A 20,042-nucleotide genomic window follows, 5' to 3' on the forward strand; every position below is an offset into this window, starting at 1 on the left:
ACAGGCATCAACTGAATCCTAACACCCATCCACGCCACACCCAGTAAGGCTAATCATAATTCCTCTATCCTTGATTAACTCTTCCCTACTCCCTACTCCCTACTCCCTACTCCCTTTTCCCTATTTCCACCATCGACTAACATCATCAACCGCTGCCACTGTTTCTCTTAGGGCTTCAATACCCCCAAGCTCGATGATTAAAGGAGCTAATTGAGGAAGAGCTCTAAGAAAATAGGGACGGGTTAGACTAGCTAAACTATCAAGAATTTGTTGCCAAAGAGGAAAATCAACGGACGAAGGAGTGAATATCTTAATTAAGTCCTGTAAGGCATTGACTCGGTCTGATTCATAGTCAATCCCTCTGGCGCAATCTAAGGCTTCCGATAACACATCAGGTAAGTGGGGGGCTAAAGCAATTAAGGCATCGGCTCGGTATTCTTGATGCCAAATCCGTCTGGCGCAATCTAAGGCTTGGGATAACAACACATCCGGTAAGTGAGGGGCTAAGGCCACTAAGGCTCTGGCTCGGTCTGATTCATTGGAAAGCCCTCTGGCGCAATCTAAGGCTTGGGGTAACAACACATCAGGTAAGTGGGGGGCTAAGGCTACTAAGGCTCTGGCTCGGTCTGATTCATTGGAAAGCCCTCTGGCGCAATCTAAGGCTTGGGGTAACAACACATCAGGTAAGTGGGGGGCTAAGGCTCTTAAGGCATGGGCTCGGAAGTATTCATGGTCAATCCCTCTGGCGCAATCTAATTCCGATAACACATCAGGTAAGTGGGAGGCTAAGGCCACTAAGGCATTGACTCGGTATCTGTCATCGAAAAGCCCTCTGGCGCAATCTAAGGCTTGAGGTAACAACACATCGGGTAAGTGGGGGGCTAAGGCTACTAAGGCATGGGCTCGGTAGTATTCATCGGAAATCCCTCTGGCGCAATCTAAGGCTTCCGGTAATACATCGGGGAAGTGGGGGGCTAAGGCCACTAAGGCTTTGACTCGGTAGTATTCATTGGAAAGCCCTGTGGCGCAATCTAAGGCTTCTGGTAATACATCGGGTAAGTGGGAGGCTAAGGCCACTAAGGCATGGGCTCGGAAGTCTTCATCGAAAAGCCCTCTGGCGCAATCTAAGGCTTCTGGTAATACATCGGGGAAGTGGGAGGCTAAGGCCACTAAGGCTAAAGCTCGGGAGTATTCATGGTCAAGCCCTCTGGCGCAATCTAAGGCTTGGGGTAACACATCCGGGAAGTGGGGGGCTAAGGCTACTAAAGCATCGGCTCGGTCGTATTTATACCCAATGCCTCTGGCGCAATCTAAGGCTTGGGGTAACAACACATCGGGTAAGTGGGGGGCTAAGGCTCTTAAGGCTTTGACTCGGTAGTATTCATTGGAAAGCCCTCTGGCGCAATCTAAGGCTTGGGGTAACAACACATCGGGTAAGTGGGGGGCTAAGGCTCTTAAGGCTAAAGCTCGGGAGTATTCATGGTCAATCCCTCTGGCGCAATCTAAGGCTTCTGGTAACACATTCGGTAAGTGGGGGGCTAAGGCTCCTAAGGCGAAAGCTCGGTGGGATTTATCCGAAATCCCTCTGGCCCAATCTAAGGTTTGGGCTAACAACACTTCCGGTAAATGGGGGGCTAAGGCTGCTAAGGCTCTGGCTCGGTCTGATTCATAGTCAATCCCTCTGGCGCAATCTAAGGCTTGAGGTAACACTTCGGATAAGTGGGGGGCTAAGGCCACTAAGGCATCGGCTCGGTATCTTTTATAGGAAATCCCTCTGGCGCAATCTAAGGCTTGGTGTAACAACACATCCGGTAAGTGGGGGGCTAAGTCTACTAAGGCTTTTGCTTGGTAGTATTCATCCCAAATCCCTCTGACGCAATCTAACGCTTCCGCTAATAAAGAAGACGGAAGATACTCACTAATTACCTTTAAACCTTCTACTTGACGTTCATAATCTTTGCTCTGTCGCACATAAGCTAGTGCTTGGGCTGGCGTCCAGATTTTGTTCTTAAGTAATGCAGCCATTAACTCTGGAGGAATATTTCCAGCTAAACTGTTGAGGGATGTCGTAATCAGAGCATACCGGCACTGTAAACTAATCGATTCTGTAGGATTTTCCTTAAACTTAGCTGCTGCTATTGCCCAAGCTCTCGATACATCCTTGATAAAATTGGCAGTTTTTCCTTGTCTATCACACTGCCAATACCAACCGTTATCTTCTTCTGGAGTTTCTTCTTTCAGGAGTTGATGAATTTGATCTATCTTTTGGGCTTTCTCTAGGTGCCAGGTTAAGTGGTTATAGATGTAACCATCATCGGGTAAGGTATGCCATAATCCGTTTTCGATCTTAGTTTGATAACGTTCTACTAATTGCTGATGGGCTTCGGGGATTGATAATCCTAGCTCTGGTTGTAGCAGATTACGGGCTAAATCATGTAACAGGTCATGGAGGCGATAGTTAGTTTTTTTTGTACTAGAGACCCCTGGTAGTAATAACGCTTTTTGTCTTAAGTATCGTAAAGTCTTTTTAGCTTTAACTGAATTACAGTTCCATAAGGTAGTCGCCATGGTTTCAGTAATGGTGACATCCTCCGGCAGTACCCCTAACCAAGCAAATTTTTTCAATCTCTCGGGGGATAATCGCTTTAAACTGAGATTAAAGGAAGCCACTAGACTGTAGTTTTTGCGCTTGGCGTCATTTGGTTCTTCCTCTGCTTCCAATCGATCCAAGGCTTCTAAGTCAGCAATTTCTGCTTGTAACTCATCCAGTAACTCTTCCCAAGAGAATCCATCCCTAACTTGGGCAGCCGCTAATTCTAAGGCTAGGGGTAAGTAGCCCACAGTTTTAGCTAAGATTTCAGCATAGTTGAGTTCTTGATTAGTTAACTCATTGTTGAAACAAGCGGTTAATAACTCCAAGGATTGATTTAGAGTCATCACGTCTAAATCATAGCGAATCGCACCGTTAACCGGAGCTTCTCTGGTGGTCACTAAAACCCGACAGCCACCCCCTACTACTCGAAAGGGTTCAACATGGTCAGGATGCCAAACATCATCCACGACTAGCAAGGCTTTTTTATCAGATAATAACGTTCTTAATTGTAAAGAAGCGCTATCAATATTAATCGCTTTGAAGTCATAATCTCCTAATGCCTGTATCCACGTACTTAGAAAGGATAAAATATCAGGTTGCTGACCTAAGGTTGCCCAAAAAATCCCATCGGGAAAATGGGATTGAACCTCTGAATCATGGGCTAAGGCGGCAGTAATGGTGGATTTCCCAATGCCTCCTAAGCCATAGATGGCACTAACTACTAAAGTGCCAGCTCTAGCGGTTTCTTGGGATAACAGAATTTGTTTTAGTCGTTGGCTTACTTCCGGGCGTTCGACATAATACGCAGGTAGTGGGGGTGCTTGATTTGTTCGAGTTTGGTTAACCTGCCTCCCAGGCGACTGTAGTCAATTATAATTATTAGTTATTTTGTCTCTTCCAATACTATCTCCTCCAATACTATCTCTTCCAATACTATCTCTTCCAATATTAGTATTACCTTGATTAATATCCCCTTTGGCAAAGTTCTCCACGTTTTCAATTATGTTCTCAATGTTGTAAGTCTCACTAGTAGCCTGGTGGGATTCCAAGGCTTTGGTAATCTTTTCAATAATTTCCTCTAAGTTAGGCAAAGCTTCAGCATCAACAGTAGTCACCAAACCCTCGATGGCTTGGGCAACTTCGGGATTTTGCTTGGCTGCTGCTTCTACTTCCAATACCACTTCGGCATAATTAAGAGGTTGCCCTGGAGCTTGCTCGATCGCCATTACTGTATCTGGAGACTGGCTTCTCAGGGATTCCACAAACTGGTTAGTCTGGTCCCAGACAACTTGCCCGACATTTTCCCCAGTTTTTTCTAGGGCTTTAGTGGCGAGCACAGTAGAAATAGCGACAACGGCAGCGGCTAATGGTTCCATAGTTGAAAGAGATGATTGATAGTTTTATTATATAACTTTAGCAAAGGGAGCAGGGAGCAGGGAGTAGGGAATCGGGAGTAGGGAGTAGGTAAATGCTATAGTAAGCATTCAGCTATCAGCTATCAGCTATCAGCTATCAGCTTATGTGCTACGCATATGCTTACATGCTATACTCAACTTATATTATATCATTAAAAGTAGTTTAACTAATGCTAATCTTACCAGAAGAAGAATTAACTAAATTAGTTCTAAATAACGAGCACTTGATTATCGAATATTTAGCAATAAGCGAGGCAAAATTGAGGAATCTGGAGCAATCTAATCAAGAAGGATTTTATGCTGAATTCAAGCAAATTATCGAAAGAATTAATTTTGTAGAGGATTTGGGTCGAATTGGATCAGAACACAAGGGTCAGCCTTTAATAGCAGCTCTGGGAGATGAATTTGAACTAAATGGTCAAATCGCGACTGCCCAAACCCTCAATAATCAATCATTACTTGCTATGGGGTGGAATCGTTTAGGACGATTACTCCAACAACAGGGTAAATTAGATCAAGCACAGCAGGCTTTTGAACGAGAAATTGCGATCGCTGAAGCCCTCAATAATCAATCATTACTTGCTATGGGATTGAACCATTTAGTAGAAGTGCTCCAACAACAGGGTAAATTAGATCAAGCACAGCAGGCTTTTGAACGAGCACTTGAAATCGATACTGTTAATAAATTCAGTAGTCTTTACACAGGACTGTCTAGATTATCAACAGTTTTGGAAAAGCATATCTTTGACTTCTCCAAGGACTATCTAGAACGTATTAAACGTAGATTAATGGCAATTTTGCAAGCTTCTGCCTTGGCATCTGAACAAAATGAGCTTCCAGACGCAGCCAAAAACTATCTTATGGATATCAGAAATACGGCAAGGGTAATTTTGTGGCAGATTGACAATTATCAACTATCTCATCAAAAGTATCCAGTCACAAACCTCTTAGATTGGCTAAAAACTTCACCAACTTGGGCTGGAGATGATTTTCAAGAGTGTTTGGACTATGTCAACCGAGTTAGGGAATAAATAGAGGATGCCGGAGTACGTATCAACGATTTATGGATAGCTTGCACAGCCATACAACATAATTTAATTATTGTTTCAGAAGATAGAGATTATCGAAAAATGAATGAAGTCAGGAATCTAAAATTAGAGTGCTGGAAGTAATAAGCGCGTTGTATCTGGGTTGTGAACATACTCCCAAAGGCCAAGAGGCAACAGGCAACAGGCAACAGGCAACAGGCAACAGGCAACAGGCAAGAGGAGAAAGAGATTCTCAGTTTTATTGTCTAATCAAAAAAGATATCCTAGGTTTACATCTAACCCTACACAAAAAAAACAAAGGGGCATTGGTGATTTTGGTTAAGGTGTTGCTCATTAACACAGCTAACTCAAAAAAATAAAATAAATTACACATAATTGAGTCCATAAATCGCGAAACATAATATTTGTAAAGAAATGTAAAAACTTTTAATTATCCCTTGCATTTTTCCCAGGAGTTATCTATACTATAGAAGGTAAAGACCGATACTAATAACCGCGCTGGTAACAGCCTTAATCAACATCAGCGCGGTTTTCCTCCCACCTAAATAGGAGTTACTTCCATGATGCCAAAAAGATCACGATCATCAATCCTGGCTGGGTGCATCTTATTCAATGGGTTTGACCCGGTGGTGCGTTACGGGACGGACTGTCCCAATACTGGCTACTGATAAAATCAGAGGCTTTCCGTCCCTAACGCACCCTACCCAACTGGCTCGGTGCATCTTGTTCAAGGGGTTTGAGCCGGTGGTGCGTTACGGGACGGGCTATCCCAACCCTGGCGACCGTGACAATCACGGCGAGCCCGTCCCTAACGCACCCTACTGGCGTGGCAAGCTTAATTTGATGCATTAGAATTGTCGGATTCAACATCTTCAAAAACAGCGATATTGATGCTTCAATTTAATTCGTGCATCTTGGGTTGTGAAATGCCAAATTACCTTACTAGCTGATGGAGGCATTGCTGTGGAAACAGTTTCTTTCATGGGATTGGAGGGACAAAGTAACCAACCTAAAAACTAGACCCTATATAGGATAGCACTATTTATGCCTTTAATTATCGCGCTTAGTCCCACTAGATGTACTGTTCTGTGAGGACAAATGTCGCATTCGCAAAAACCATGCTCCTCGCAACTTCAGTATTCTGCGACGTTTGGCTCTTAATCTCTTGCGTCTTGAGCCAACCCGCGGGCAGTTTAAGAATGAAGCGCGCTTCGTGCTGGTTTGGATAACAATTTCTTGCTGAAAATTCTCGTAGCTTCTTTGCCTACTGGAGTTAACAGCAGCTCATAGAACCAATAACCGACCCCTTTGTTCTTCGCGATTGCAAAATCGATACTCTTGGCAATAACACCACCTTGTTGCGGTGAGCAGTTACGACAAAATCCTTGATTTTACACCATTGTTCTTTCTTTTCTATATGCGTTTACCCTGGACTTAGACCAAATTTTGCATCAATTTACTAACATCTCAGCCTCAAAAGAAGACTGGGCTATTTTGTCATAGTCTAAACTCCAGTTTTAACCTACCCTAGGGTAATTCCAAGGGGAACCTTCAACCTTCAACCTTCAACCTTCAACCTTCAACCTTCAACCTTCAACCTGATTAAACCTTCAACTAAAGTACCTTCAAAAGCTGTTTAATTTTGGTCTCCTGTTTCTGCTTTAATTGGTCTGGGAACTTCAACTCAATGGCAACTTGATCGGATAAATCTTCGACATCCACAATTTGAGCCAACAATCGCTGTGGTAACTGGTTAGTCGATTCCTGACTCAATAGCAAGCCAACGAAGGGTTGGTCTTGCTCCATTCTTCGTAAATCTTCTGGTGTGAGCAATGGACTAGTTTGCTCCGTGGTATCAGAATAGGCAGTGCTGCGTTCTAATTCAACCCGTAAACTCATCACTCCCATTTCAGTTGCCCTACCACTGTAAAACTTACCTTCCCAATAAAGCTGAGCAGTAGCCCTAATCTGTTTACGCACCTTAGTACTAGTTTGGGTATTCAACTCTCGGAAGGCACGGAACACACCAGTGGCTAAGAAACCTAAGGAGCCCATAGGTCGGTCTAAGGTCGCACGCTTCTGGGAATACCACTCCCTGACATCGGAATAAATTACTAGGACTAAATCATCTAGCTGAGCTTGAGTGAGGTTGATAAAATTAATCGCAAGGTGAACTTGATGGTCACTAATCGGTGTCTTGCGGATAATTTCTCCAGCAACAAAGGCTCGTCTGCCGTAATCTCCCACAATTTCAAGGTCTACTTGATCAGGTAGGTTGGGCCAGCTATCTAAGGCAATTAAAACTCCGCTTTCTGAGATATTAACCGTTTCCCCTGGCCAACTCTGGTCAGTGGTGTGAATTGTCACCGGAAGGCGTCGTAGCAGGCGGTGTTTGGGGCGTTGTTGGGGTTGTTCAAAGGCAACCAACAAACCTGCTGTCAGCAGAATCAAGTTAAAGACGCACCACATGGCGTTAACCAAGACCGCTTCTGCATCTTCTGGACGGAGCAGCAGCCAAAAGGGAACAGCTAGTAAGGCAGCAATCACTATAGCTGTTACTACCAAAAGACCCTGTACTGACTGCCAATCAAAACTCCGCTGACTAACCGATACCCCCTTGTCAGTTACATTAAATGAACCGAGCTTGGGGTTAATCACCGCCATCAGAGTGACATACCCCGTCTGGAATGACATCACAAATTCAAACACCTCGTTCCAGAAGGAAAAGCGAACTTCTTTGTAGGTGATATAGTTAGCATTGAGGCTAATCAGTAGATGGGGCAGGGCATAAAATAAGGTTTCTAGCCCCAAACCCTGAATGGGATTGATGCCAAACAATAGGAATAGAGTGGGAGTGATAGCGTAAATCAGCCGGGGAAAGCCATAGAAGAAGTGGGAGGTGGCTGAAAAATAGCAAATCCGCTGGCCTAAGGTGAGATGTTTTGCCTTCCAGTTCAACAAGGGGAATTCTAGCCGTAGAATCTGAGCCATTCCCCTTGCCCAACGCACTTGCTGACCCACATAGGAGGCAAAGGTTTCAGGGGCTAAGCCAGCAACCATAATCTGGTCATAGTACACTGACTCATAACCTAAGGAATGGAGTCGGAAGGCCGTGTGACAATCTTCTGTAACGGTTTCAACGGCAATTCCCCCAATCTCCAGCGCATGGTTTTTGCGAATTACCGCTGCTGAGCCACAGAAAAAGGAAGCATTCCAGAAGTCATTGCCCTTTTGCAGTACTTTATAAAAGAGTTCATTCATCACTGGAATCTCACCCTTAGTATAGAGATTTCGCTCAAAGGGGTCGGGGTTAAAGAACCAGTGGGGCGTTTGCACAAAGGATACGTTTGGGTTGTAGAAAAACCCGACTGTGCGCATCAGCAATTTTCGCACTGGAATGTGATCGCAGTCCAGAATCAATACCAGATCGCCCTTGGTAGTCTTAAAAGCTGTGTTGATATTACCTGCCTTGGCATGATCATTGTTAGGTCTAGTCAACAATTTACAGCCGATTTCTTCGCACATCTGCTTCAACTTTTTGCGACGCTCTGGATACTTTCTGCCATCATCTAAGACATAGACTTGTTTTTTATCCTCCGGATAGTCCATAGCCAGAGCGGCTACTGCTGTATTGCGGACAATTTCCACAGGCTCGTTGTAGGTTGGAATGTAGATATCAACCTTGAACCATTGGTCTTGAGGATAGTTAGCCAGATCAACGGTTTCTCGGTCTTTGATTTTGATAGTTTGAAAATAAGCTAGCAATAGGGTTAGAATTGCATACAATTCCGCCCCCAACAACAGCACACAGAAAAACCCGTTGATCCAAGTATCAAAATTTAGGGTATAGGCAAAGCGATAGTATAGGTAGCGCATGGTGGTCACCAGGCTCAGCCATACTAAAAACAGATGAAAATACTCACTGACTGTTTTATCAGATTGTTTGGCTTCAGTGCGCACTACCACTTGACCAACCAATATTAGTGCGATCGCTACAATCCCCTGCTGCCTGACTGTTAGGGGTGTAGTAATCAGGGGTATGGATAGCAACACCAGCAGCAAAATCAGCCACGACAAGTGATTCGACCCTAGCCGTGCTAGGACTCGGTCAAAAAACCGAGGTAGGCGATCAACGAGTAATGTAATTAAAGGGGAGCGACGAGGGCGATTTTGCCTATTTCTCGATTGTTTGAATAAGGAAAAAGACATAGCAATTTATAGCATTTTGATTTGAGATGTGAAACTAATATTGATGTAAGTATTCAGCCGTCAGCTATCAGCTATCAGCTGATAGCTGACAGTGGAATTTTGATTTAATCCTATTTAATAGACAAACAATCCTAAAGACTAATTAAAACTAAAGACTAATCACTAATCACTAATTACTAATGACTTTTTTGATCTGTCACACGCTTGAGGTACAACTGGCTAATGCCATAAAGCAGGAAGGTTACGCCCAGAATACCTAAAGCTAGGAACCACCAGTTTTGTTGGAGGAAGAACGATGCTTTACTGAGGGCGGAGGTTTTTTCAATGCGCTTTTTAGAACGGGCTAGTTCAAAGAACTCTAGCTTATAGGCATCGGGGTCATAACCAGCAGGGTCTTGTTGATAACTACTAACTAAAACCGTATCCTTCTGCAACTGGTAGAACCAAGAATCTTTAGTGAGAATCTGCCGCACGCGGTCTAAGCCATTTTCCGTTTGACCACTCAAAGCCAAAAGTACCCGCTGATTGTTATCGGGAGACATGATTTGTTTCATTACCCCTTCAGTATCCGGTAGAGTCTGGGCACTAGCTTCACCCCACTGACGTCCTAGAGCATTACTCAAACGCAAACCTTTTGACTCAAATACCTCTGGAAACGGAAATTCATCCCTGGTGCCAATTCCGACTAGATTGCGCTTCCTCCTGATCTGATCAGGCAATTGTTCAATGGTGTAAACATCCAGCTGTACTGAATCTGCCTTACTCAGACGTCCTAAACGTTCACTCATAGCTAGTAGTGTGAGCAGATCGGTATCAGATGGTGTCTCTGACAACACGATCGCTGTATTGGACAAATCTTGAGGAGCTGCAAATGGGTAACCTACTTGCAACAGTTCTAGATTAGGTAGTTGAACTGAGGGCTCCCGATTAACTTTGAAGCTGGTTTCAGCATGAACCGTACCGGTTAGTTGTTGGTCCGTAATTTTACCACACTCCTCTGGTTCCCTGGGGTTCAGCCGGAAAGCAACTTTGATTTTAGAGGTGGGTTTAATCAGATTGGCAGGAAGATCCACTTTGAGGGTTTCTCGCTGTGAGCCATCCCTCTTAGTCAAGCGTTTACCACCAATTAGTACATCATCTAGTAAGACTTCTACAGCAGAGGTGCGAGGATTGACCTGGGGACCATAGCTGTAAACTAAATTCATGGAACTGCCCCGTTTAAACCGATCATCCGGTAAGGCACGAAAATTAAACTCTACCGGTGGTGCTCCACTGCCTCGCACCGTTACGTCCTTAAAGGGTTTACCATTGGGCTGAGTAACGATGTCTTGGAGAGTAAAGGAATTTTCTTCTGGCAAATAACCAGGCCAATTTCGGGAGGATGGTATTGGTACATCCGGAACCTGATCCACGAAAATTAATTGACCTGTGCCAAGTTTACTGGTATCTGGCTGTACTAAAAACTGGGCAGCCTTTTTCACGCCATCTGGGCCATTGCCAGTCACCACCAAGACCGGGTTACTGCCATCATTGACGGTGGTAAGTGCCAGCACACCGACATCATCGGGTAAGGGAATCTGATTTCCATCTAAAATCTGATTCCCGGAGAAAGTAAAGGGCAGTTCTAAAGACTTCAAAACCTGTTGATTTCCAGGAGTCCCAATCACAACTAAACTATCGCCCCACTCTAATTCGTCGATAGTCTCTACTAAACGGGTGGTAATAGGACGGAAGTCAGCCAATCTGCCTAGGGAAGCCTGTAAGCGAGGCGCAGCAGTCAACCAAGATTCTAAGGAATCCACGGATCGGGTCTGGACATTCCCCTGCGGCAGCATATAAGCAATGCGATTGGCATCTAAGCTGAGTTGATCAAAGAAAGGATAAGGATAGCGACTGAAATTTAGGGGGATAGGTTGAACTTGGTATTGGAAGATTAATTTGGAATCCGGCAAAACCTCAGTCCACAACGTGGCATCCCCTCCATCCGTACAGCCAGTGGTGTTGTGTTGCTGGGCTACTAGGGAAAGTTCATTGTAGTCCTGGATCAGGGTCGTTGGAATAGCAAACATGACGTTAGCCACCTGAGACTGCTTGCGGTTGAGAGGGACACTGGCCACACTGGTACCATTAATCCGCAAGGTCAGGTTAGAGCGATTTGCAATCAAGGCTGGTGAATGCTGGAAGCGGATTAAGGCTTTGGCGGTTTTTATATTCCAACCCCTCGGACGGGTAAAGCCCAGTCTTGCTTCCGAATAAACCCCCCGCATACGGAGGCGATTGCCTACAATCGGAGAGCGGTTAAATTGCAAGATGTACTCACTTAATGGGATATTCGGCGTAGAAGCAATTGGATTTGGGGTAGATTGGGGCTGTGAACGAGGTTGGGACTGGGAGCGGGGTTTGGTCCGTGGCTGAGGTCGGGCAGCTGGTCGAGGTCTGGTGGGAGCAACCCTTGCTGGCGCAGGATTAGAACGTCTTTGTCGTGGCGCTGCTGGAGCAGCTTTTGGTCTAGGTCGCGCCGCTGGCCGAGGTCGAGGTTTAGGTTTGTAGACTGGAGCCTTAGTGGGGGTTTTGGGTAAGCTGTACTTCTGGATGAACTGGTCTTCCTGTTTTCTGAGGTTACCGTCCCCTTGAGCTCTGGTTAGGGTAGTACCGATGCCGAGGGTTAATACCATGCTTGCACATAGCAGCAACAAGGATAATCTAGGACCTAGAGAAGGACGTCGTTGATGATTAGTCGTACGATCTTGGGCTTGGGAGCGGCGAAACAAGAATTTCATAATCTTAACAATAGAGAATACTAGGAGAATAGTAAGATCACCCTTAATTTATAAAGAAAAGTTGTATTGCTTAGGCTTAACTTTAACGATTTAGACCATTTTTGTCACCTGTATCACCTGATTGATCGGTATAGATTGATCGGTATAGTTATCGGTATAGTTATTGGTATGTTTAAACTATTCCCCTCCCTAACTGGGATTTAACAGGTTGCGGTCGATGGCTGTGGTAGGCAATAACCCTAACCAAGCTAAGTTTTGGGTATAGTAGGCCGATTGATCATCCCAAATGCCTTCCTGATATTGTGGTATTAGTTTCTGCTCTATCAATTCTCTAGCCATCGCTGGCTTAATTAAACGTAGGGCAGAATAAAGCATGGCATATTGGGAAGTTGCTTCGTAAGTCACCGTTGGTTTTCCCTGGATGTCAATCCTGGCGGGCAGCTTTGAAGAAGAACGCCACAGGGATTGCAAATGCTGGGTGGCAGTACCGAGATAGGAAAATGCTTCTGGGGTATTGAACCAAGCTGCATCCCAAGCAACTCTCCACCACACTCGGTAGGCATCAAAGCTATAAGAACTTTTGAGTGGACTGTCTGGTGGCAATGGCTGGAATTGACCAGTTTCGGTATCAAGGGCTATCCAATCGCTGGGTAAACCTACAGCAGAAACCTGAGAAGACTCTTTTAACACCTGGTAGCTACTATCCACCAAACTTAACCAGTCATGGTTGGGGTCAACTTGGGCAAAGAGACGAAAGGAGAAAGGAGCAAGATATGAGGGGTTGAGATATACAGTTGATGGAGAGGGCACAAAGGCTGCTACAGGTCCTGGCAGAAGATAGCGCTTTCCCCTGACCTCTTTGGTGGACAAGTTCCACAAATCTTCCAGCTTAGTCAAAGCTAAGTCTAGGTATTCCGGTCGATTCCAGCGACGAGAAGCGAGAATTAATGCTGTTGCTGCATCAATATCGGCATCGCTGGCAAAATTTCTGTCAATCGCACCCCAGTTACCGCTCTGATTACGACCCCACTTCCACACCCAAAGTTGGTCTTCGAGAGTACCATTGGTTCCTGAGCGTTTGAGATTGTTTTGAGACCATTCTAAGGTTAGGGCAAAGGTGGTGGGGTCATCGGCAATCACCGCTCGCAGCATCCCATAGGCTTGCCCTTCAGAGGTTGAGCGATCGCTTGCTTCGTAGTCGATGACTCGCCCGTCTTTTTGAATAAATTTCTCTTTGTATACAGTCCAACTTTCTGCTATAATAGCGCTTTCGTCTATAGGTAAAGCAGTCTGGGGAGCCTCTGGTTCAGGATACTCACGGTATACTGAAGGCGTTTTGCTTGGTGATGACTGGGGTGGTGAAGGGGTTGGAGATCGTCTTGACAATTGATGGGGAGCACAACCCCATAGACTCAACAACATAATGGTGAAAGTAACTATAGAAACCCTGAGGGTGCGACCCATAAATAAACCTTGACGGCTGTTGTATGACATCGTAAATTTGCGGCTCTTACATTTACTCCTCAAACATAGTTGGATACAAGCCTCTGGATTGATCCAACGTAGTCTTTTAAGGGAAGAAGTCTGAACCTAAGCCTAGCCTAAAAACATCAGAGTTCAGAATTATTCAATTCTGATATTGGCTTTAAATGTCTGGATTATTCATTTGTGATTATAAAACTGCCAATTTTTAAGTGTTCATTGCCATTTGGGATTTTCCCTTGCGATACCTTAATCCTTAATCCTTCATCCTTCATCCTTGACACTTCATCCTTTATACTTCATTTAGAATTTATTCTTTACACTTGACACTTCATCTAGACTTCATTTTTTATCCTTAATCAAAACGTTCCCAAGGCGGTTGGAAACCCCTGCGGAACAGAAATCCTTCTTGGATTTGCTGTCTCTGACGGGACAGGGTAGCAGTACTAGACCCTCGACTGAATTCCTCCAGTCGTAGCTGTTCCAACTGTTCTAGGGCTTTGACTTTAAAATCTTCTGTCTGATTTAGTCCAACTAAGGCGCGACGTACCCCGAAATCCAGGGGTTTGATCGCAAGACCCCTATAATAGAGTTGCTTGGCGGAGTCAAAGCGTCGTTGTTGGAAACGAACACCACCTAAAGCAGCAATAATCTCAGTGTTACTGGGTTCTGCGGTCAAAATCACCTGATAGGCGCGTTCTGCTATGTCTAACTGATCAATCGCTTCTGCCAATCGCCCCTGCAACAAGTATGTCTGAACGGAGTAGGGAGCTCGATTGACTAATTCAATCACCTGAGCTCTAGCTAATTCTGGACTACGCTGAGCAATAACCTGAATTAAACGGCGGTTTACTGGTATGTTGTCTGGTTCAGATTGCAGGAGCGAAATGTATAGGGGTTCTCGTGTGGGATTGGCAGGTAGAGCACCGACTAGAGCAAAGAGTTCTTGGGGCGGAAGCACATTGGGTTGTGTCTGCAACCAATAGTATACAAATGCCTCAGCTTGGGATTCTGGAATCAGATTCGCTTGATAGGCAATTGTAGCGCGTGCTAGCTGTAGGTTAACATCACTAGGATTGAGCGCCACTAGTTGGTCATAAACTGCCACAGCTTCCCCTGGTCTATCCTGTAGCAGAAGTATAGATGACAATCCTTGCAATGCTCCATTGAGAATATCCCGTTGTGGGTTGCTGGCAATCAAGGCTTGGTAACGCTGGCGGCTAGCAATCCAGTTACCCTCAAGACGTTCAATATCTGCCGCTAGCAACTGTACTACCAGATCGTTAGCTCCCTGGGGTGTGGCGGTATATGTAGCCAAAGCATTTCTAGCTGAGATCAAGTCATTGGCTTCAATGTAAAGTTGAGCCATCCGAAAGTACAAAAACGGGGCGTTAACCCCAGATGCCAGGATATTTTGGTAAATAGATAGAAATTCTGGCCCCGGCGGCTCGATCGGGATCAAGGCGTCTGCCACCGCTTGCAATTCCCTGGGTTCAGTAGGTAGGGGAATCAGTATGGTCGCTAGACGGTTGCTCAATTGAGCTTGAGAAATTAACCCGGTCTGACGTTCCAGACCCACGATCTTAATCATCAGACTACGGTTATCAGGCTCGAAGGCAAGCTGTTGTTGGTAAAGCTGCAATGCGGTTGCCCGTTCGCTGGGTATGCCTGTGAACACATCAGCTATCTCCCGAATTAAGTTAGGGTCATTAGGATTCTCTGCCAGTGCCTGGCGGTAGAGCATAGAGACTTGGGCTTCCAGGGCTGGATCTTGATTTTTATTGCGAATTTCATTTAGCGATCGCGCTAAGGGCAATGTGGCTTGAGAAAGACCTTGTAAAGGCTCTAATACAGCCAAGGCTTCAGAGATTTGTCCATTTTCAGCATAGGCTTGGGAGAGGGCGGCTCGGGTTTGGATGCCTAGGTCATCCAGCTGATCGATTAGGGCGAATCCCACTAACTCGTTTTCCAGAACCTGCACCGCCTGAGCCGCATTGCCAGTTTGCCTTAAGGATTGGGCATAAGCCAGCACAGCATAGCCACTAATCACATTCCCTGTCGCGAGGTATTGATTAAAGAGTTCCAGACCCCTTTGAGGGTTACCGTTGTAGGTGTAAACTTCTGCTGCCCCTATTAGCACATCTGGAGTAGGGTCCGTTTGCAGCACAATTTCATAGTCTGCGATCGCTTCACCAAATCGTTGCTGATAACCATACAGCAGAGCTCGCCTGCCACGAGCTTCTGTATCATTGGGATTAATATCGAGCAAGACCGTAAGGGCTTCAATTCCCTGAGCCTGCCATTCTTGTTTATAAGTCCCGAACAGACCTACTGCACTTAGGGCTAACTCATTGGTAGGGTCTTCAGCGAGCACCTGTTGATAGGCATCCCAGGCTTGGTCAATCAATCCCTGTCGGCGGTAGGCGATGGCTAGGCCAATCTTCGCATCAATGGATTGGGGATAACGCTGGACAGCTTGCTCAAACTCTTTAATTGCCTCCTCCACTCGTCCTTCCCTGAGCAGATTAAAGGCTTTGATAATCGGCACCGGAATAGTTTGGGCTTGAGCTGCCTCAAGGCAAAAGGCAAGAGGGAAAAGGGAAACAGTTAAGGGTAAGAGGTAAACGGTCAAGGGTAAGAGGTAAATGGGTAAATAATTTACCACACGGCGGCACGGATGGCAAGGTGAATCCAGTCCCTTTGCCTTTTGCCTCTGACCCGAGGATTCTCCGCTCTTTATCGGGGGTAAGCCTTTTCCCTTGTTCCTTTTGCCTTCCTCTAGAATCATGGAGTAAACCTACCTCTAGGAGTTACATCAAAATCGGTTTTCAATCGAAATCCGGCAAACGTTTCCTTGAAACTATTGCGTTGCTGAAGGCTAAAACCAAGCCGCACATTCGGTAAAAATTGGAAATCGTAGTATAGCTCTAACACATCTGGTACATCATCCCCATTTTCCTGGCGCAATTCCTCATTGGAGAGGTCCCGACCATAGGCTAATCCTACCCGGTCATTCTTAGAAAACAAATCCAAGAAGGTGATTCCGAAACTGAAGGTGTTTCCATCTTCATCCAAATCCCGGTTGCGGTAAATCCCATAGCGACCAAATATGCCCATATTCAGTTCAGGAATAAACACTTCGCCATTGACACCAAATGCTTCTTCATCATCATTCTTGTTGATGCCAAAGTCATCCCTTCCCCGTTCGATGGAGAAAATTTCCCGGAAGCCACTATTGGCACCACCATCCCTGCCTGAGGCATAGGTTCCTCGCACGATCACATTATCGTAACGCAGACCAATTTCTCCAGCCAAGCCATTGAGGTCAAATCGCTCCAGACTCTCAGCTGATGAAAACAGAGCGACTTTGCCTTCTATATTGTCTGTAACTGCCCAGTTAACCAATAAACCTGGACGAGATGCGATCGCAGTAGCACTCAAGGCTGGATTAGTTTGAAAAACTGGATTAAAGAAATGGCTTACCCCATCCTTGGCAAAACTATTCCGATCAAAGTAGGAGGTTAAATCCAACTGACCGACAGAAAAGCGCAGAGTGGGTAAGGTGCTAGCAGGAGCAGCCGTAAAGAACAACTGATTGATAGTTGCCCCTTCGTTAGGTGAGTCTACCAATTGGTCATTTTCGCTAGTCAGATCTAGGGTAGCTCCAAACAGGAATTGGGGCGTTAGCACATAGTTTCCGTCCAAGCGAGCTCTGGCTACTGAATTTTCCCCTTGAGTCACGAAACTACCCTGGAAACGCAATGATGCTGGGGTGAGAGCGGTAGTAGGCAGCAAGGGGCGACCGGTGGATTGGGCTGTTGGGGGAGAGGTTGGTCGATTCAGGTTTGAGTTAGGAGCCGGTGGCCAGGGTTGTAGTGCTGGTTGGAAGAAGGGTACTTGACCAAAGCCAGGGGTGTTGGGATTTGGCACCACTGGGATGGGAGTGACTTGCCCTGGTAGGGGTGGTTGGGGGGTGGCTGGGAAAGGAGATTGACCAAAGCCAGGGGTGTTGGGATTCGGCACCACTGGGATGGGAATGAATTGTCCTGGTACCTGACCTGGAGGGGTGGCTGGAAAAGGAGACTGGCTCAAGCCAGGGATGTTGGGATTGGGCATCATTGGTATCGCAATGACTTGCCCTGGTACCTGCCCTGGAATATTGTTCAAATACGGTAGCTGACCTAAGCCCAAGCCATAACTACTGCCCCCCATGGGAATGGGATTGATCGGGACTACTGGCCGGGGGGCTGGGGAACTTCTCAGATAGGGCAGCTGACCTAAACCCGAATTGTAAGGACTACCCCTCATGGGCATGGGATTGACTGGGGCTGGCAGAGGAGCGGGCATAGGTCTCGGGTAGGGCAACTGACCGAAGCCAGGGTTATAGGTAGTACCCCCCATCGGAATGGTATTGACTGGGGCTGGCAGGGGAGCCGGTGTAGTTCTCAAATAAGGTAGCTGACCCAAGCCAGGGTTATAGCTAGGGTTATAGCTATTTATCCCCTGGGGGGTAGACATGCCGAACCCTGCCGTTGGTATCAATATTACAGTTTGTGGTACGTAGGGCAATTGAGCAGGTAACCCATTATTCGTACCCATACTCGTTCCCAACGGCATCGTCCCAGTTACTCCTGGCATCATCGGCATCAATACTACCGTTTGTGGCACGTAAGGAAAATAGCCCCAATTCTGGTTAGGAGTATTGCTTACCAACGGCATCGAGTTAGGAAGTGCTGGCAATGGCGCTGGTGTTTTGGTTTGTGGGAAGACAGGCAGTTGTCCTACCGATTGGTTTTGGTAGTTATTCAGAAATAGGGGTGTGGCTGTTCCTTGCCCTAGCTGCTCGGGCAGGGTTGGTGGGGAAGGAGGTAGTTGCTTGAACTTGTTGGGCAGTTTACCAGCATTGGACGGAATTGGCCCTGTTGGTACTGGCAAAGGTTCGGTTTTTGCTTGGGAGGTTGTCTGCTGGTTCGAGCTAGAGTTGGGACTATTGGGAACTAACTTCGGAATTAGGGATGGCAGCAGCTGATTACAGGCTGTGTTGTTTTGACAGTTGCTCCAGTTAGCTGGAACTACTCCTTGCAAATCTAAACTCGAACTGCTGCCATAGGGCAACAGTTGGCTTAGCTTGAATTCCGTGAAAGTTAAGTCGATTTTCTCTAGGTTTAGCGTCGATGATGACACTAAAGGCTTTTGAGGTGATGGCGTTAACGCTAACTGGTCTACTTTAGTGTCAGCTTTAGTGTCAGCAGATTTCTTCTGGGTGACTAGCTTAGAGTTAGCTGCTTTGCTGTGTTTTAGTTCCGACGACTCTGGGACTGGTGAGCCTAGTTTCGAGGTAGCCTCAGGGTTAGGTCGATGAGAGACTTTAGTAGTTTTATTGAGCCGGGATGACTTTGGTAACCCATCCCTGTGTCCTGGTTTTAGCTCCAGTTTCCCTGGTTTTTGAGGCTGTTGAGATAACTCAGGGATTTCCGAACCCACCTTTTTGCTAGTGGTGAGGTTAGGTTGGCTAGTGGTGATGTTTAGGGAAGCCGACGTTTTGGCTTTTCCAAAGGGTGGCATTGCCCTAGCTCTAGACCTGGCATAGGGTGATCTGAACTTGGGTTTAGTTGATTGTCTTTGCTGGTGGTTACCTGTCGGCTGGGCTAGGGTAGTTCTGTTTTCTCTACCGTTTTCTCTACCGTTACTGCTTAGTAAAGCCGACTTTTTACCTTTGGGCCGTGCTGGAATAACTTTGGCTATCTCCTCTGGCTGGGGCTTAGCCGTCGGCTGGATTGGAGCAGCTACGGTTTTTTGGACGGTTTTTTGGGAGGCAGTCCTTGAGGTAGCTGAGCTTTGGGTTTTCAGCGGTGCAGAAACAGCTTTAGCTGTAGACTCCCGTTTGGCTAATTTTTGCTGCTGCAACCGAGATAATGGTAACTTCCTCCTGGTAGCATAAGAACTGGGCTGAGCAGATTCCTTGGTTTTCAGCAAGGTCGGGAGAGCCTCAGGGGTAGCCCTTGACTGGCGTGACCCTAACTTACGCTTAGCTACTGGTTTAGCTGATTCTTCAGTCTGGGGTAAGAAGTGTGGCGGCACAGCTGAATCCAGTTTCCTGGTGGAGTTGCTCCTTGGGGCAGAAGACCTTTGGGTCTTAATTGGCTCAGGGATTGTCTCCTGTTGACTTTCAAGCTTTCCTAGTGCTACAATACTTATTGGGGCTACTTCTTCACTTTCTTCACTAATGGATTGCTCTGAATCATTGCTCTGATTTGTCCGGAGCTGCTCTAAGAACTTAGTATGTTTAGATATAGCAGTTGCCTGGGCTGGTTCAATGGCACTGAAGGACAGCATCCAGACTACAACGAATGACCCAGTACTAAGCAGTTGCATCCATAGAAGGACATTCTTGACTATCCATCTCAGACATTGACTAGTTGTTTGATGGATTGTCTGGGTTTTTTGCCTAATCAATCCTTTCTGTAAACCCTGTCGCCGCTCTAGCAAAGGGCTTGGTTTTGGGCGACTCATA

General features: G+C 46.1%; 10 protein-coding genes. 3 read left to right on the top strand and 7 right to left on the bottom strand.

Annotated features, from left to right (window positions below; translation table 11 throughout):
* Positions 1 to 120: 120 nt before the first annotated feature.
* On the bottom strand, positions 121 to 3,354 hold the full coding sequence (locus tag F6K57_RS03610; RefSeq protein ID WP_293065041.1) for an NB-ARC domain-containing protein: 3,234 nt from the start codon (positions 3,352 to 3,354) through the stop codon (positions 121 to 123).
* Between the two features lie 105 nt (positions 3,355 to 3,459).
* On the bottom strand, positions 3,460 to 3,969 hold the full coding sequence (locus F6K57_RS03615) for a hypothetical protein (protein ID WP_293064880.1): 510 nt from the start codon (positions 3,967 to 3,969) through the stop codon (positions 3,460 to 3,462).
* 209 nt (positions 3,970 to 4,178) lie between these two features.
* Between F6K57_RS03615 and F6K57_RS03620 the strand changes: the two genes are divergently transcribed.
* Genes F6K57_RS03620 through F6K57_RS03630 form a run of 3 tightly spaced genes read left to right on the top strand, consistent with a single transcriptional unit; the run spans position 4,179 to position 5,416 of the window.
* Positions 4,179 to 5,039 (top strand): tetratricopeptide repeat protein, encoded by an 861-nt coding sequence (locus F6K57_RS03620; RefSeq protein ID WP_293064882.1) that lies wholly within the window; start codon positions 4,179 to 4,181, stop codon positions 5,037 to 5,039.
* A gap of 21 nt (positions 5,040 to 5,060) precedes the next feature.
* Positions 5,061 to 5,180: a hypothetical protein gene (locus tag F6K57_RS03625; protein WP_269087127.1), complete on the top strand. Its 120-nt coding sequence runs from the start codon at positions 5,061 to 5,063 to the stop codon at positions 5,178 to 5,180.
* Positions 5,168 to 5,416, top strand: coding sequence for a hypothetical protein (locus F6K57_RS03630; protein ID WP_293064884.1), 249 nt, complete (start codon positions 5,168 to 5,170; stop codon positions 5,414 to 5,416). The genes F6K57_RS03625 and F6K57_RS03630 overlap by 13 nt, the downstream gene beginning before the upstream one ends.
* A 1,255-nt stretch (positions 5,417 to 6,671) precedes the next feature.
* On the opposite strand, the gene F6K57_RS03635 is transcribed toward F6K57_RS03630, so the two are convergent.
* From F6K57_RS03635 to F6K57_RS03655, 5 genes are all read right to left on the bottom strand, one after another.
* Positions 6,672 to 9,266, bottom strand: a complete 2,595-nt coding sequence (locus F6K57_RS03635; protein WP_293030259.1) for a glycosyltransferase family 2 protein — start codon at positions 9,264 to 9,266, stop codon at positions 6,672 to 6,674.
* A gap of 176 nt (positions 9,267 to 9,442) precedes the next feature.
* On the bottom strand, positions 9,443 to 12,046 hold the full coding sequence (locus F6K57_RS03640) for a cellulose biosynthesis cyclic di-GMP-binding regulatory protein BcsB (protein WP_293064887.1): 2,604 nt from the start codon (positions 12,044 to 12,046) through the stop codon (positions 9,443 to 9,445).
* Positions 12,047 to 12,235: 189 nt separating this feature from the next.
* Positions 12,236 to 13,540 carry a glycosyl hydrolase family 8 gene (locus F6K57_RS03645; RefSeq protein WP_293027117.1) on the bottom strand — a complete coding sequence of 435 codons (1,305 nt, stop codon included), beginning with the start codon at positions 13,538 to 13,540 and terminating at the stop codon, positions 12,236 to 12,238.
* A 343-nt stretch (positions 13,541 to 13,883) separates the two neighbouring features.
* A complete protein-coding gene (locus F6K57_RS03650; RefSeq protein WP_293027121.1) occupies positions 13,884 to 16,316 on the bottom strand; it encodes a tetratricopeptide repeat protein in 2,433 nt (810 codons plus the stop codon).
* Complete coding sequence (locus tag F6K57_RS03655) at positions 16,313 to 20,041, bottom strand: hypothetical protein (protein WP_293027126.1); 3,729 nt, start codon at positions 20,039 to 20,041, stop codon at positions 16,313 to 16,315. Before F6K57_RS03655 ends, F6K57_RS03650 begins: the two co-directional genes overlap by 4 nt.
* Position 20,042 lies beyond the last annotated feature (1 nt).

The organism is Moorena sp. SIO4A5, from assembly GCF_010672005.1.
Taxonomy (GTDB): domain Bacteria; phylum Cyanobacteriota; class Cyanobacteriia; order Cyanobacteriales; family Coleofasciculaceae; genus Moorena.